Origin of the sequence: Leifsonia sp. NPDC056665 (assembly GCF_042791795.1) — a bacterium.
GTDB lineage: Bacteria > Actinomycetota > Actinomycetes > Actinomycetales > Microbacteriaceae > Leifsonia.
This window is the reverse complement of the sequence record NZ_JBHTXK010000002.1, coordinates 48,963-64,386: the sequence shown is the minus strand read 5'-3', so window position 1 is coordinate 64,386 and position 15,424 is coordinate 48,963. Positions and strand designations below refer to the sequence as shown.

14 protein-coding genes are annotated in these 15,424 nt (G+C 70.5%); 13 read left to right on the top strand and 1 reads right to left on the bottom strand.

Features of this window, described 5'->3' with window-relative positions; translation table 11 throughout:
• Positions 1–8: 8 nt before the first annotated feature.
• The 13 genes from ACFQ9V_RS02550 to ACFQ9V_RS02490 all read left to right on the top strand — a co-directional run bounded on the left by ACFQ9V_RS02550 (position 9) and on the right by ACFQ9V_RS02490 (position 13,951).
• Entirely contained in the window at positions 9–956 is a 948-nt protein-coding gene (locus ACFQ9V_RS02550) for a carbohydrate ABC transporter permease (protein WP_382457611.1), read from the top strand.
• Complete coding sequence (locus ACFQ9V_RS02545; protein WP_382457610.1) at positions 953–1,786, top strand: carbohydrate ABC transporter permease; 834 nt, start codon at positions 953–955, stop codon at positions 1,784–1,786. Before ACFQ9V_RS02550 ends, ACFQ9V_RS02545 begins: the two co-directional genes overlap by 4 nt.
• Positions 1,787–1,849: 63 nt before the next feature.
• Positions 1,850–4,120, top strand: coding sequence for a family 78 glycoside hydrolase catalytic domain (locus tag ACFQ9V_RS02540; RefSeq protein ID WP_382457609.1), 2,271 nt, complete (start codon positions 1,850–1,852; stop codon positions 4,118–4,120).
• 107 nt (positions 4,121–4,227) lie between these two features.
• Positions 4,228–4,572, top strand: coding sequence for an L-rhamnose mutarotase (locus ACFQ9V_RS02535; protein ID WP_382457608.1), 345 nt, complete (start codon positions 4,228–4,230; stop codon positions 4,570–4,572).
• 19 nt (positions 4,573–4,591) lie between these two features.
• Positions 4,592–5,893, top strand: coding sequence for an MFS transporter (locus tag ACFQ9V_RS02530; protein WP_382457607.1), 1,302 nt, complete (start codon positions 4,592–4,594; stop codon positions 5,891–5,893).
• Between the two features lie 31 nt (positions 5,894–5,924).
• Positions 5,925–7,088, top strand: coding sequence for an L-rhamnose isomerase (gene rhaI, locus ACFQ9V_RS02525; RefSeq protein WP_382457606.1), 1,164 nt, complete (start codon positions 5,925–5,927; stop codon positions 7,086–7,088).
• Between the two features lie 49 nt (positions 7,089–7,137).
• Positions 7,138–9,174: a bifunctional aldolase/short-chain dehydrogenase gene (locus tag ACFQ9V_RS02520; protein ID WP_382457605.1), complete on the top strand. Its 2,037-nt coding sequence runs from the start codon at positions 7,138–7,140 to the stop codon at positions 9,172–9,174.
• Positions 9,171–10,619 (top strand): rhamnulokinase family protein, encoded by a 1,449-nt coding sequence (locus tag ACFQ9V_RS02515; protein ID WP_382457604.1) that lies wholly within the window; start codon positions 9,171–9,173, stop codon positions 10,617–10,619. The genes ACFQ9V_RS02520 and ACFQ9V_RS02515 overlap by 4 nt, the downstream gene beginning before the upstream one ends.
• Positions 10,620–10,629: 10 nt before the next feature.
• Entirely contained in the window at positions 10,630–11,415 is a 786-nt protein-coding gene (locus tag ACFQ9V_RS02510; RefSeq protein ID WP_382457603.1) for a nucleotidyltransferase domain-containing protein, read from the top strand.
• An 89-nt stretch (positions 11,416–11,504) separates the two neighbouring features.
• Positions 11,505–12,143, top strand: coding sequence for a hypothetical protein (locus ACFQ9V_RS02505; RefSeq protein ID WP_382457602.1), 639 nt, complete (start codon positions 11,505–11,507; stop codon positions 12,141–12,143).
• Complete coding sequence (locus ACFQ9V_RS02500; protein ID WP_382457601.1) at positions 12,140–12,310, top strand: hypothetical protein; 171 nt, start codon at positions 12,140–12,142, stop codon at positions 12,308–12,310. The genes ACFQ9V_RS02505 and ACFQ9V_RS02500 overlap by 4 nt, the downstream gene beginning before the upstream one ends.
• 176 nt (positions 12,311–12,486) lie before the next feature.
• Positions 12,487–13,218, top strand: a complete 732-nt coding sequence (locus ACFQ9V_RS02495) for a dienelactone hydrolase family protein (protein ID WP_382457600.1) — start codon at positions 12,487–12,489, stop codon at positions 13,216–13,218.
• A gap of 94 nt (positions 13,219–13,312) precedes the next feature.
• Entirely contained in the window at positions 13,313–13,951 is a 639-nt protein-coding gene (locus ACFQ9V_RS02490; RefSeq protein WP_382457599.1) for a GNAT family N-acetyltransferase, read from the top strand.
• A gap of 170 nt (positions 13,952–14,121) precedes the next feature.
• Here ACFQ9V_RS02490 and ACFQ9V_RS02485 read toward each other — a convergent pair whose 3' ends face one another.
• Positions 14,122–15,420, bottom strand: coding sequence for an MFS transporter (locus tag ACFQ9V_RS02485; RefSeq protein WP_382457923.1), 1,299 nt, complete (start codon positions 15,418–15,420; stop codon positions 14,122–14,124).
• Positions 15,421–15,424: the final 4 nt, after the last annotated feature.

Below are 15,424 nucleotides of genomic sequence, written 5' to 3'. Positions count from 1 at the left end.
AGCAGACTATGTCGACGGCAAGCCCCGCGACCGCCACCCAAGCGGCCGACATCATCACCGAGGTGGGGGCCTCGGTACGGAACAGACCACGGAAGAGCCGGATGCGCTCGCACTACCCGAGCTGGTTCTTCATCCCCGCGATCGTCCTCTACGTGATCTTCTTCGCGATCCCGACGGTCTCGTCCTTCTACTTCTCGCTGACCCGCTGGTCGCTGTTCGACTCCCAGTTCATCGGGTTCGCGAACTACGTGCAGTTCTTCCAGGACCCGCAGCTCTACACGAGCTTCATCCACACCCTCATCTACGCCGTGCTGACCTCCGGCGCGAAGGTGATCCTCGGCTTCGCGCTGGCGCTGCTGCTGACCTCCCCGGTCGTGGGCCGCGGCTACCTGCGGGCGGTCGTCTTCTTCCCGGTCCTGCTCTCGACGATCGGCGTCGGCATCCTGTGGAAGTCGCTGCTGGACCCGTTCCACGGCATGGTCAACGCGGTGCTCGGCTTCTTCGGCCTCCCGCAGCCGGGCTGGTTCACCGACCCGAACCTGGCGCTCTACACGATCGCCGGCGTCGACATCTGGAAGGGCGTCGGCATCGCGACGCTCATCTTCATGGCCGGCATGGTCGCCATCCCCACCGAGTACTACGAGGCCGCCCGCATCGACGGCGCCGGCGGCTGGAACATCCTGCGCCGCATCACCATCCCGTTGAGCCGCGGCGCGACCGCGACGGTCATCATCCTGTCGCTGATCGGCGGACTGCGCTCGTTCGACATCATCTGGGCGACCACGGGAGGCGGCCCCGGCTTCACCAGCGACGTGCTCGCGTCGGTGATCTACAAGCAGTACCAGGCGGGCTTCTACGGCCTGTCGACGGCGGGCAACGTCGTCCTCTTCCTCGTGGTGACGCTGATCATGGTGCCGCTGTCGTACGTCTTGAACAGAAAGCAGGTGGAGCTGTGACCCGCACGAAGGCCCGCGCCTGGATCGTCGGCGTCGTCGCGATCCTCGTCTCCGTCGTCGTCTTCCTCGTCCCCTTCGCCTTCGTGGTGCTGCAGGCGTCGAAGACCCCGGACGACGCCTCCAGCCTCGCCTTCACCTGGCCGAAGGAGTGGCAGTTCCTCCCGAACCTGATCGCGGTGCTGCAGAGCGGCGACGGCCTGATCTGGCGGGCGTTCCTCAACTCGTTCATCCTCACCGTCGGCTCGGTGGCGCTCATGGTGGTGCTGTCGGCGATGGCCGGCTACATCCTCGCCCGCAAGCGCAGCAAGTGGGGCCCTGTCGTGAACTTCTTCGTGCTGGCCGGCCTGATCGTGCCGCCCGCCGTGGTGCCGACCATCTGGGTGCTGCAGGGGACGGGGCTCTACAAGACCATGCCGGGCATGATCCTGATCGAGACCACCTTCGGGCTCTCGTTCTGCATCCTGCTCTTCCGGGCCTTCTTCAACACGGTGCCCAAGGAGCTGGACGAGGCGGCGGTGCTGGACGGCGCGGGCCGGGTGCGACTGTTCTTCCAGGTCATCCTGCCGCTGCTGAAGCCGGTGATCGTGACCGTGATCGTGGTGCAGTCGGTGTTCGTCTTCAACGACTTCGCAGGTCCCCTGTACTTCCTGCCGGGCTCCGACAACGCCACCGTGCAGACCACGCTCTACACCTTCGCGGGGCAGAACCTGAGCTTCTACAACCTGCTCTTCATGGACATCCTGCTGATCACCATCCCACCGCTCGTCGCGTACATCTTCTTCAACCGGCAGATCGTCGCCGGTATGACGAGCGGCGCGGTCAAGGGCTGACGGCCTCCATCCACCGACAACGAACACCGACACCGAACGACACGAAACCGGAGACACGGAAACATGACTTGGCACGCCCAGATGATCGCCGCCGACCAGGCCTTCGACGGAGCCCCGCTGCTGCGCAGGGAGTTCGCACTGGAGGACGGCCACGGCGCCGTCACCCGTGCAACGCTCACGCTCACCGCCCAGGGGGTGGTGGAGGCCTGGCTGAACGGCCGTCCCGTCTCGGACGACGTGCTCACTCCCGGCTGGAGCAGTTACGAGTGGCGCCTCCGCTACGCGACCTACGACGTCACAGCGCTGGTCGAGGAGACGAGCGTGCTCGCCCTCGCCCTCGGCAAGGGATGGTTCGGCGGCCGCCTCGGCTGGTCGGGAGGCGGCTCCTGGTACGGCGACACCCAGGGCGCCTTCGCGCAGCTGGAGGTGGAGTTCGCCGACGGCAGCACGCAGCTGATCGTCACCGACGACGCCTGGACCAGCGGCCCGAGCGCGGTGCTCGCGAACGACCTGTACGACGGCGAGACCATCGACGCCCGCCTGCGCGACGACGCCTGGAAGAAGCCCGGCTTCGCCGGAGAGGGCTGGACCGGCACGCATGCTGTCGAGTTCGACACCGCGAAGCTGGAGCCGTACATCGGCCCCTCGGTGAAGCGCTGGGCGGCCCTCCCGGTGCAGGAGATCAGCACCTCCCCGTCGGGCAAGACGCTGATCGACTTCGGGCAGAACCTGGTCGGCTGGATCAAGGTCCGCGTGCAGGGTCCCGCCGGAACCGAGGTGACCATCCGGCACGCGGAGGTGCTGGAGCACGGCGAACTCGGCGTGCGCCCGCTGCGCTCGGCTCAGGCGACCGACCGCTACCTCCTCAGCGGCGGCGTGGACGAGTTCGAGCCGACCTTCACCTTCCACGGCTTCCGCTATGCCGAGGTCACCGGCTGGCCGGGCGAGCTGAAGGCGGAGGACCTGACGGCCGTCGCGATCGGCTCCGAGCTGACCCGCACCGGCGAGTTCAGCAGCTCCGACCCGCTGCTCAACCAGTTCCACGAGAACGTGGTGTGGGGCATGCGCGGCAACTTCGTGGACGTCCCCACCGACTGCCCCCAGCGCGACGAGCGCCTCGGCTGGACCGGCGACATCGCCGCGTTCGCGCCGACCGCCGCCTACCTCTACGACGTGGACGCGTTCCTCTCCGACTGGCTGGTCGACCTCGACCTGGAGCAGCAGCACAACGACGGGATCGTCGGCTTCGTCATCCCGGACGTGCTCAAGTACATGCCGCACCCCGAGGACTTCGGCAAGCCGAACACGACAGCGCTCTGGAGCGACGCCGCCGTCTGGGTGCCGTGGGACCTCTACGAGGCGTATGGCGACACCGCGGTGCTGGAGCGCCAGTTCGACTCGATGGCGTCGCACGTCCGCCGGGTGAAGTCGCTGCTCTCGCCGGCCGGCGTGTGGGACGGCAACTTCCAGTTCGGCGACTGGATCGACCCGGATGCGCCGCCGGAGGACCCGGCGAAGGCGAAGGCCGACAAGGGCGTCGTCGCGACGGCGTGCGCCTACCGGTCGGCGCGGATCCTGGCCGACACGGCGGCGCTGCTCGGCCGCACGGCGGAGCACGCGGAGTTCGAGGCGCACGCCGCGGACCTCCGCGCCGCGTTCAACCGCGAGTATGTCTCCGGCGGCGTGGTGAAGAGCGACTGCACCACGGTGTACTCGCTGGCGATCGTCTTCGGGCTGCTGGACGAGGCGGACGAGGAGTTCGCGGGCGACCGGCTCGCCGAGCTCGCGGCGGAGGCCGGCTACCGCATCTCCACAGGGTTCGCCGGCACGCCGTTCATCGCGGACGCGCTGACCCGGACCGGCCGCACCGAAGTCGCCTACCGCCTCCTGCTGGAGAAGGAGTGCCCCTCGTGGCTCTACCCGGTGACGATGGGCGCGACCACGGTGTGGGAGCGCTGGGACTCGATGCTGCCGGACGGCACCATCAACCCGGGCGAGATGACCTCCTTCAACCACTACGCGCTCGGTGCCGTGGCGGACTGGATGCACCGGGTCGTCGGCGGCCTCGCGCCGCTGAAGCCCGGCTACGCGTCGGTGCTCGTCGCCCCGCAGCCGGGCGGCGGCCTCACCGAGGCGGCCACCTCGCTGGAGAGCCGGCACGGCCGGGTGTCGGTGCGCTGGAGCCTCGACGGCGACCTCCTGACGGTCGACGCCGAGCTCCCGGAGGGCGTCGACGGCATCCTGCGGCTGCCCGGCCGCGAGGACCAGCGGCTCAGCGGAGGGCCGGTCTCGGTCACCGCGGAGGTTCCCTCGTCCGTGGGCGCGCTGCGCTGAGACGGGGTGAGCGACCATGCGGCGCGAGTGCCTCTGCTCGGCACCGCGCCGCGTGGTATGCTTTGAATCGATTCAGCTTGAATCGATTCACAACACTGAGATCAACGATGAACACAGACGACGAGGGAGTTGGCGTGGAACGGGTGTGCTTCACGATGCGGCTGAAGCCGGAGCGGGTCGCAGACTACCTGGCCGCGCACGAGACGGTCTGGCCGGAGATGCTCGACGCACTGCGCGAGACGGGCTGGTCGAACTACTCCCTCTTCGTCGACCGGGAGGAAGCGCTCGTCGTCGGTGTCCTGGAGACCGACGACTTCGAGGGCGCGATCGCCGCGATGAACGAGCGCGAGGTCAACGCGCGCTGGCAGGCCACGATGGCCGGCTTCTTCGCGGAGGAGACCGCTCCGGACAGCACGATGACGCGGCTGACCGAGTACTTCCACCTCGTTTGAGCAGAGAGGACACGAAGACGTGAGAGTCGGAAGCAGCAGCACCACCGGATGGCGGGCCACCAGCTCCGTCGCCATGAGCAACTACATCGAGTCGGGGTCGATCATCGCGATCGCCACCAGCCTCGGGTTCTGGCAGGCGGAGTTCCATCTGACCGACGGGTTCGTCGGCATCCTCGCCGCGTTCAGCGCCAACGCGTTCGGCGCGGCGATCGGCGCCATCCTCGGCGGACCGCTCACCGACCGGCTCGGCCGCAAGTTCATCTACACCTACGACCTCCTGCTCTACATGCTCGGCGTCCTGCTCGCGGTGTTCGCCGTCAACGCGGGGATGCTGTTCGCGGCGTTCCTCATCACCGGCATCGCGGTCGGCGCGGGAGTCCCGGCCTCCTGGACCTACATCGCCGAGCAGGCGCCCGACCACGCCCGCGCCAAGCACGTCGGCATGGCGCAGCTCGCCTGGTCGATCGGCCCGCTCATCGGCTTCGCCCTCGCCGCCGCGCTCGCGCCGCTCGGCCTGCTGGGCAGCCGGATCATCTTCTTCCACCTCTTCGTCGTGGTCGGCATCGTCTGGTGGGTCCGCCAGGGCCTGCCGGAGTCGAAGCTCTGGACCGACGTCAAGACCGGCGCCGTCTCCACCGCCGCCTCGGGGCGCGGGATGCGTGCCCTGTTCTCCAAGCGGGTGAACCTCACCGCGCTGCTGTTCCTGTTCGGCGTCTACGGGTTCTGGAACCTGGTCGCCGGCCAGGCGGGCATCTTCATGCCGCGGGTCTACGAGGCCGCGGGCGTGCACAGCGCGGTCGAGCAGGATCTCCTGCAGGTGCTGGTCTGGGGCTGCACGGTCGCCGCGACCTACTTCGGCTTCATGCGGCTCGCCGACCGGATGTCCCGTCGCATCCTCTACGGGATCGGCGCCGTGCTCGGCATCGTCGCCTGGTTCGTGCTCGTGTTCGCGCCTCCCGGCCTCCCGACCCTGCTGACCTTCGCGATCACCTGGGGCGTGGCCTCCGGCATCGGCGCGCAGGCGTTCTACGGCGTGTGGACGGCCGAGCTGTTCGCGACCCCGTACCGGGCGAGCGCGCAGGGCGTCCTGTTCTTCGCGGCGCGCATCGCCGTCGGCCTGCTCAGCTCGGTGTTCCCGGTGCTGCTCGCCAGCACGGGCGTGCCGACCGTCGGCCTCATCCTCATCGGCTTCCTCGCCGTCGCGCTGCTGATCGGCGTGATCTGGGCTCCGGCCACGCAAGGGAAGTCGCTGCGGCAGATCGAAGCGGAGCGCTATGGCTCCGCCGTCCCGTCGACCGTGAGCGTTGACGCTCACGCCTGAACTCCAACCCGTTCCGACCGAAAGGGAGACCATGACCCTCACCGACGACATCCGTTCGCAGCTCGCGCTGCAGGCGATCGAGCTGCCCTCATGGGCGTTCGGCAACTCGGGCACGCGCTTCCGGGTGTTCGGCACGCCGGGCACGGCGCGCGACCCGTTCGAGAAGATCTCGGACGCGGCGCAGGTGAACAAGCACACCGGTCTCGCGCCCTCGGTCGCCCTGCACATCCCGTGGGACAAGGTCGACTCCTACGCCGACCTCAAGAAGCACGCGGAGGACAACGGCGTCGAGCTCGGCACGGTCAACTCGAACACGTTCCAGGACGACGACTACAAGTTCGGGTCGGTCACGCACTGGGACGACCGGATCCGGCAGAAGGCGATCGACCACCACCTCGAGTGCATCGACATCATGGACCAGACCGGGTCGCGCGACCTGAAGATCTGGCTCGCGGACGGCACCAACTACCCGGGTCAGGACTCGATGCGGGCGCGGCAGGACCGCCTGGCGGACAGCCTCCAGAAGATCTACGCGCGGATCGGCGAGGGCCAGCGCCTGGTGCTGGAGTACAAGTTCTTCGAGCCGTCGTTCTACCACACCGACGTTCCGGACTGGGGCACCAGCTACGTGCAGACCGCCGCGCTGGGCGAGCGGGCGCTGGTGTGCCTGGACACCGGCCACCATGCGCCGGGCACGAACATCGAGTTCATCGTGATGCAGCTGCTGCGCCTCGGGAAGCTCGGCTCGTTCGACTTCAACAGCCGGTTCTACGCCGACGACGACCTGATCGTGGGCGCCGCCGACCCGTTCCAGCTGTTCCGGATCGTATTCGAGGTCATCCGCGGCGGCGGCTACGCCAACCCGGACGTCGCGTTCATGCTCGACCAGTGCCACAACCTGGAGGCGAAGATCCCGGGCCAGATCCGCTCGGTGCTCAACGTCCAGGAGGCCACCGCCAAGGCGCTGCTGGTCGACACCGACGCGCTCGCCGCAGCGCAGACCGCGGGTGATGTGCTCGCCGCCAACACGGTGTTCATGGACGCCTTCAACACGGACGTCCGCGCCGACCTGGCCGCCTGGCGCGAGACCCGCGGCCTCCCCGCCGACCCGATGGCCGCCTACAAGGCCTCCGGCTACCAGCAGAAGATCGAGACCGAGCGCGTCGGCGGCACCCAGGCCGGCTGGGGCGCCTGAGCCTCCGCATCATCCACTCGCAGACCTCCCACCGAAGGAACCACGCAGAATGACGAACGAGACCGTCGCGGCCCTCCTGGCCCGGTCGAACCGCCTCGGCGCCGACCCGAAGAACACGAACTACGCCGGGGGCAACGCCTCCGCCAAGGGTGTGGAGACCGACCCGGTGACGGGTGAGCCGATCGAGCTGCTGTGGGTGAAGGGCTCCGGCGGCGACCTCGGCACGCTGAAGGAGGCGGGCCTGGCTGTGCTGCGGCTGGACCGCCTGCGCGCCCTCCAGAACGTCTACCCCGGCGTCGACCGCGAGGACGAGATGGTCGCCGCGTTCGACTACACCCTTCACGGCAAGGGCGGCGCTGCCCCCTCGATCGACACGGCCATGCACGGCCTGGTGGATGCCGCGCACGTCGACCACCTGCACCCGGACTCCGGTATCGCGATCGCGACCGCGGCGGACGGGGAGGCGCTGACGTCGACGATCTTCGGAGGTCGCGTGGTGTGGGTGCCGTGGCGCCGCCCCGGCTTCCAGCTCGGGCTCGACATCGCCGCGATCAAGGGGGCGAACCCCGACGCGATCGGTACGGTTCTCGGCGGGCACGGCATCACCGCGTGGGGTGACACCTCCGAGGAGGCCGAAGCGAACTCGCTGTGGATCATCCAGACGGCCGCCGACTACATCGCAGCGCACGGCCGACCCGAGCCGTTCGGGCCGCGCATCCCGGCGAACGAGCCCCTGGCCCCGGCCGAGCGCCGGGCGAAGGCAGCGGCACTGGCGCCGACCATCCGCGGGCTGGCGTCGACGGACAAGCCGCAGGTCGGCTCGTTCACCGACGACGACGTGGTGCTCGACTTCCTCGCGTCCTCCGAGCACACTCGGCTCGGCGCTCTGGGCACCTCCTGCCCCGACCACTTCCTCCGCACCAAGGTCAAGCCGCTCATCCTCGACCTCCCGGCCGACGCCTCCGTCGAGGACTCGATCGCCCGGCTGACGGAGCTGCACGATCAGTACCGGGCCGAATACACCGCCTACTACAAGCAGTACGCGACGCCCGAGTCCCCGGCGATGCGCGGCGCGGACCCGGCGATCGTGCTCATCCCGGGCGTCGGGATGTTCTCCTACGGCAAGGACAAGCAGACCGCCCGCGTCGCCGGCGAGTTCTATATCAACGCGATCAACGTGATGCGCGGCGCGGAGGCGCTCTCGACCTACGCGCCGATCTCGGACGCGGAGAAGTTCAACATCGAGTACTGGTCGCTGGAGGAGGCCAAGCTCCAGCGCCTGCCCAAGCCCAAGTCGCACGCGGGCCGCATCGCGCTCGTCACGGGCGCGGCCTCCGGGATCGGCAAGGCCATCGCCACCCGGCTCGCGGCCGAGGGCGCGTGCGTCGTCATCGCCGACCTCGACCTCGCGAAGGCGCAGGCCGCCGCGGCCGAGCTGGGCGGCACGGATGTGGCGATCGGGGTGGCGGCGAACGTCACCAGCGAGGCCGACATCCAGGCCGGTATCCAGGAGGCGCTGCTGCAGTTCGGCGGGCTCGACCTGATCGTCAACAACGCCGGCCTCTCCATCTCCAAGCCGCTGCTGGAGACCACGGAGGCCGACTGGGACCTCCAGCACGACGTCATGGCCAAGGGGTCGTTCCTGGTCTCCAAGGCGGCGGCGAAGGTGCTCATCGAGCAGGGCCTCGGCGGCGACATCGTCTACATCTCCTCCAAGAACTCGGTGTTCGCCGGACCCAACAACATCGCGTATTCGGCGACCAAGGCCGACCAGGCCCACCAGGTGCGGCTGCTCGCGGCCGAGCTCGGCGACTACGGCGTGAAGGTCAACGGCATCAACCCCGACGGCGTCGTCCGCGGCTCCGGGATCTTCGCCGGCGGCTGGGGCGCCAAGCGTGCCGCCGTCTACGGGGTGCCGGAGGAGGAGCTGGGCAAGTACTACGCGCAGCGCACTCTGCTCAAGCGCGAGGTGCTGCCGGAGAACGTCGCCAACGCGGTAGCGGTGCTCACCTCCAGCGACCTCGACCACACCACCGGACTCCACATCCCCGTCGACGCGGGTGTCGCGGCGGCCTTCCTGCGATGAACGCGGCGCGGGCGGGTACGGTCGCCGCGGTCGACCTCGGGGCGACCAGCGGCCGGGTGATGCACGCCCGCGTCGGCGCGAACACGCTGGAGCTGACCGAGGCGGCGCGCTTCCCGAACGCTCCCGTGCGGGTGCAGGAGGGCGGCCGCGAAGCTCTGCACTGGGACGTGACCGGGCTCTACGCCCACGTGCTGGAGGGCCTCCGCGCGGTCGCCGACGCCGACCCCGGCCTCCGGAGCGTCGGCGTGGACGCGTGGGCGGTCGACTACGGCCTGCTGCGAGCCGGCCGTCTGCTCGGTGAGCCGTACCACTACCGCGACGAGCGCACCGCCGCGGGCGTCGAGCACGTGCACACACGCGTCGCGCCCGAGGAGCTGTACCGCGAGGGCGGCCTCCAGTTCCTGCCGTTCAACTCGCTCTACCAGCTCGCCGTCGACCAGGAGTCGGGGGCGCTGGAGGCCGCGGACGGCTTCCTGCTCGTGCCCGACCTGATCACGTACTGGCTGAGCGGGCAGGCCGTCGCCGAGCGCACCAACGCCTCCACCACCGGTCTGGTCACCGCGGATGGGGCGTGGAACGATGCGCTCATCGAGCGGCTGGGGCTGCGGCGCTCGCTGTTCCCGGCGCTCGTGGACGCGGGCACGGCCGTGGGCTCCCTGCTGCCAGCGCTCGGCCTCCCGTTCGCCGGTGCCGGACCTGCCGTCACCGCTGTCGGGTCGCACGACACGGCGTCCGCCGTCGTCGCCGTGCCGATGGACCCCTCGCGGGCCGCCTACATCTCCTGCGGGACCTGGGGCCTGGTCGGCGTCGAACTGGAGGAACGGGTCGCCAGCGACGCGGGCCGCGCCGCCAACTTCACCAACGAGGGCGGCGTGGACGGCCGCGTCCGCTACCTCCACAACGTCATGGGGCTGTGGCTGCTGAGCGAGTCCATCCGCGAGTGGCAGCGGCGCGGCCTCCCGGTGAGCCTGGAGAGCCTGCTCGCCGAAGCCGCCGTTCTGCCGCGGCCGACCGATCTGTTCGATGCGGACGACCAGCGCTTCATGCCGCCGGGCGACCTCCCGTCGCGCATCGCGGACTGGTTCGCCGAGCGCGGCCTCCGTGCCCCGGCGAGCCCGGCCGGGATGGTGCGGGTCATCGTCGAGAGCCTCGCCGAGGCGTTCGCCGCCTCCGTTCGCGCCGCCTCCGAACTGTCCGGCGTCCCGGTCGAGACGGTGCACATCGTCGGTGGGGGAGCACGCAACGCCCTGCTCTGCCAGGCGACCGCCGACCGGCTCGGCGTCCCGGTGCTGGCAGGCCCGGTGGAGGCCACGGCGCTCGGCAACGCGCTCGTCCAAGCCCGCGCCGTCGGCCTCGTCTCGGGCGACCTGGAGACGCTTCGTGCCCTTGTCGCCCGCAACCATGTGCCCGTCCGGTACGAGCCGGCGCGGGTGGCCGTGCGCTGATGGGGCGCTGATGGAGCACCACGAGCGGGCGATCGAGCGGTATGTCGCAGACATGTCCGCCGACCCGGAGGTGCTGGCAGTCGTCGTGAGCGGCTCGGTCGCGCGCGGGGCCGAGCGGGCGGACTCCGACGTCGACCTGTACCTGGTCGTCACCGAGTCGCGCTGGGACGAGGCGTACGCCGCGCGCCGCCTGATGTTCACCAGCACGGAGGGCATCGGCTACGACCAGGGCTACTTCGACGTCAAGCTGGCGACGCTGTCCTACCTGGACGACGCGGCCGAGCGCGGCGACGACCCGGTGCGGGACTCCTTCGCGTCCGCGCGCGTAGTGTTCAGCCGGGTTCCCGACCTCTCGGACCGCTTGGGGAGGGTGGTGCAGGTCTCAGCGGCCGACTGGCGGGACCGGGTCGCCGGCTTCGTGGCGCAGTGCCGGCTGCACGGCGGCTACTTCCTGCCGCAGGCGCACGAGCACGGCGACCCGCTGCTGCTGGCGCACGCCTCCGTCCACCTGGTGACGTCGGCCGCGCGGGCGCTGCTCGCGCACAACCGCGTGTTCTTCCCCGGGCCGAAGTACCTGCGGGCGCGGGTGGAGGGGCTGGCTTCGGCGCCTCCGGGGTTCGGAGCGCTGCTCGATGAGGTGGTCGCCGCACCGTCGCCCGCGACCGCCGCCGCGCTGCTGGAGTCCGTGGAGGCGTCCGTCGGGGACTCGCTTCCGCGCGACGAGACCCTGTCGCGCTTCGTGCTCGACAACGAGCTCGCCTGGCGCTACCGCACTGCGCCGCCGGAGTACTCCTGACCGCACCCGCGCCCGACTCGTTCGGGGGCTTGGCCGGCGCGCGACCGTGCGCGAAGCTGGCCTTCGTGCGATCGAGTCGAGGACCGAGGGTGACCGTGCGCGGATCCGACCTCCGATCCAGGGTCACCCGGCGCTGGGCCGGCTACGTGGCGATGCTGATCGGCGCGCTGGTCGTGCTCGCGACGACGGCCGTCGCCCGGGTCGAGCTGGCCGGCTCGGGGGCGGGGATCGAGCTGCTGATCGGCTCGATCGTGGTCGGGGGCGGCCTGGTCGCGTTCATCGTCGGGACCTGGCTGTGGTTCCTGCCGAGCGCACGGCTCCGCGCGGAGCTCGGCCGTCGCCATCCGGAGGCCGTGGTCGACGTCGCGTGCCGCGACGACTTCCGGGGGCTCATCGACGTCGAGGCTCTGGGGGTCCCCGAACGGGACCTCCCGTACTTCGTGGTCCTCGTCGCAGACCGCGCGGGAATCGTCATCTGGGCCGCCGGCGACCCTGGCAGCGCGCCACGCCTCCTCGCGACCGTCCCGTGGGGCCGGCTCGGGCCGCTGGCGCTGTCCGTCACGCCGGACACGCTGCCGCGCTACGTCGTGGAGACGACTGTCGACGGCGACGCCTGGCTGCAGCTCACCTTCGGCGGCATCGTCCCGCGGTCGTACCCCCGCTCGCTGCGCACGCTCGATGCTCTGGAGGCCGTGCGGACTGCCGCCGACTCGGGGGTGCGCTCGTGACCCGGACCAGGCTGCTGACGATCGCGGGGGTCTGCGGCGCCGTCGTCATCGCCCTCCTGTTCGTCCAGATCGCCTTTCCGTCCGCTCCGCTCCTGCCTGTGGCGCTCGTCGTCGGGGCGGTGGGTGCGCTCATCGCCCGGGCGCTGTGGTGGAGCGACCGCGACTAGCCGCACGCTGGACGCACGGCTCTGCACCCGCTACGCTCATCCACGGTCCAGGACCGCGGAGGAGGTGAGCACTGTGATCGACCACACGTACGGGTGCTCCCCGTCTCGCCTCAGAGCGCGCGACTGATCGACCGGTCGCCGGGAGCGCCGACAGGCATCCCCGAAAGGCGACCATCATGCGACTCTTCACCGACGACACCACCGTGGACGGCGTCCGCCGCCGCGGCTTCCTCCTGGAGGACGTCCCCGGCGTCCTCTGGACCCCTCCCACCGCCACCCCCGGCGCACCGCTGATCCTCTCGGGTCATGGCGGAGGCCTCCACAAGGAGGCGCCCGGCCTGGTGGCCCGCGCCCGACGGCTCGTCCTCGACCTCGGCTACGCCGTCGCCGCGATCGACGCGCCGGGCCACGGCGACCGTCCTCGACCGCCGCGCGACCAGCAGTGGGTCGACGCCATGCTCGACGCCCGAGAGCGGGGCGAGCCGCTCGACCCCGTGATCGCCGAGTACAACGCCTCACTCGCCGAGCGGGCCGTCCCGGAGTGGCGGGCGACGCTCGACGCGCTCCAGCGGGCCGACGACATCGGCGCCGGCCCGGTGGGCTTCACCGGGATGACGCTGGCCTCCGCCATCGGCATCCCGCTCGCCGCCGCCGAGCCGCGCATCGTCGCCGCCACCTTCGGCGGGATCGCGGCGCACCCGTTCGTGCTCGACGCGGCGCGGGAGGTGAGCATCCCGATCGAGTTCCTGTTCCCGTTGGACGATCCGGAGATCACCCGGGAGTCCCAGCTCGAGCTGTTCGACGCGTTCGCCTCGGTCGAGAAGACGCTGCTCGGGTTCCCGGGCAGCCACTTCCGCGTGCCGGCGGAGCGGCTGGACACGGGGCTCTTCCCGCGCGTGTTCGGGTGAGCGTGCGGGGACGCGGAGTGCGTCGCGTCCCCGCACAGCGCTTGCCGGTCGACGCGGCGCAGGCGTAGGTTCGCAGCGCAGAGGGGAGGCCGCCATGAGCGACGCCGCAACGACCACGTTCACGATCCGTCCGCTCGACACCTCCACCTGGGACGCCTTCGTCGCGCTCTGCGACCGGCACGGCGGCGGCGGCTTCGGCGGCTGCTACTGCACCTGGTTCCACCGCGACGCGCACTCGGCGCCGGAGTCGCAGCCCGAGCGGCCGGCCGACTTCACCAAGGAGTTCAAGCACGACCTCGTGACGGCCGGCGAGGCGCACGCCGCGCTCGTGTTCGACGGCGACCGCGCGGTCGGCTGGGCGCAGTTCGGGAGCCCCGAGGAGCTGCCAGGGATCTACCACCGCAAGCAGTACCTGGAGACGACGACGACCCTCCCGGACTACCGGATCACCTGCATCTTCGTGGACCGCGCCTACCGCGGCCGCGGCGTCGCCCGGGTCGCGATCGCCGGGGCGCTGGAACTGATCGCGGAGGCCGGCGGCGGGGTGGTCGAGAGCTACCCGCGCGAGACCGACAACCGCATCTCGCCGTCGTTCCTCTACAGCATGACCCGGCAGGTCTTCGAGGACGCCGGCTTCGAGTACGACCGCCCGAAGGGCACCGTCAACTGCGTCATGCGCACCGCCGTCGCTAACGGAGGAGATCCCCCGCACCCCACCACCCCACGGCCGTAAACGGAGGACATCCCGCCCCGCCCGCCCCGAATCTCCTCCGCAACCAACGGCCGCGGGTGGCGGTGGGTGTGGCGAGCGGAGGAGTTCTGGCCCGAACAGGCACGGGAGTCCTCCGTTCCCTGACGACACGCGGCCACGGAGCGTCGATCTCCTCCGTTGGCGACGGCCGCTCAGCTTGCGCGCGTTGCGGTGACCTCGGTCTCCTCGAGCTCCTCGCGGGCCTCCTCGCGCGGGCTGAGGACGACGCGCGGCCGCAGGCCGGAGAACCGCACCCGCATCCCGCGGTACTTCACGAGGTAGAACACGCCGACCAGCGCCGCCGCGAACCCGCTCGCGCCGCCGACGCCCATCGCCCAGCGCGGGCCGAACGTGTCGGCCACCCAGCCGACGATCGGGGCGCCGACCGGGGTCCCGCCCATGAAGATCGCCATGTAGATCGCCATGACCCGGCCGCGCAGCATCGGGTCGGTGGTCATCTGCACGGTCCCGTTCGCGGTGGTCATCAGGGTCTGCGACGAGACGCCGATGATGATGAGCGCGAGCGCGAACAGCCAGTAGGTGGGCATCACCGCGGCGATCACACAGCCGGCGCCGAAGAACGCCGCACCCGCGAACAGCAGCGAGACGCGCGGCCGCTCGCGGCGGGCCGACAGCAGCGCGCCGACCACCGAGCCGATCGCCATGATGGACGACAGGAGGCCGTACTCGCCCGCGCCCTGGTGGAAGACGGTCACCGACATGGTCGAGATGAAGATCGGGAAGTTGAGGCCGAAGGTCCCGATCAGGAACACCATCACCAGGATGACCATGATGTCCGGCCGCCGTCGCACGTAGCGGAAGCCGTCGACCAGCCCGCCGCGCGAGCGCTTGGCCCGCTCGGTCCGGTACAGCTTCTCCTTGCGCAGCAGCATCAGCGACAGCAGCACCGCGCCGAACGTGGCCGCGTTGATCAGGAACACCCAGCCCGCGCCGACCGCGGCGGTCAGGAGGCCGGCGACCGCAGGCCCGAGCAGGCGCGCCGAGTTGAACGACGCCGAGTTGAGCGCGACCGCGTTGGACAGGTTCGGGCCGGCCACGAGCTCCGACACGAAGGTCTGCCGCGCGGGAGCGTCGAACGCGGCGACCACGCCGAGCAGCAGCGCGAACACGTACACGTGCCAGAGCTGCACCACGCCGGTCACGGTCAGGATGCCGAGCCCGAGGCCGAGCAGCCCCATCATGCCCTGCGTCATCATCAGGAGCTTGCGCCGGTCGAGGTGGTCGGCCGCCCAGCCGGTCACCGGCAGGAGGATGAGTTGCGGCCCGAACTGCAGCGCCATGACGAAGCCGACCGCCGCCGCGTTGTTGTGGGTGAGCTGGGTGAGGACGATCCAGTCCTGCGCCGTGCGCTGCATCCAGGTGCCGACGTTGGAGACGAGGGCGCCGCCGGCCCAGATGCGGTAGTTGACCCCGGCGAGGGAACGGAACATGGCG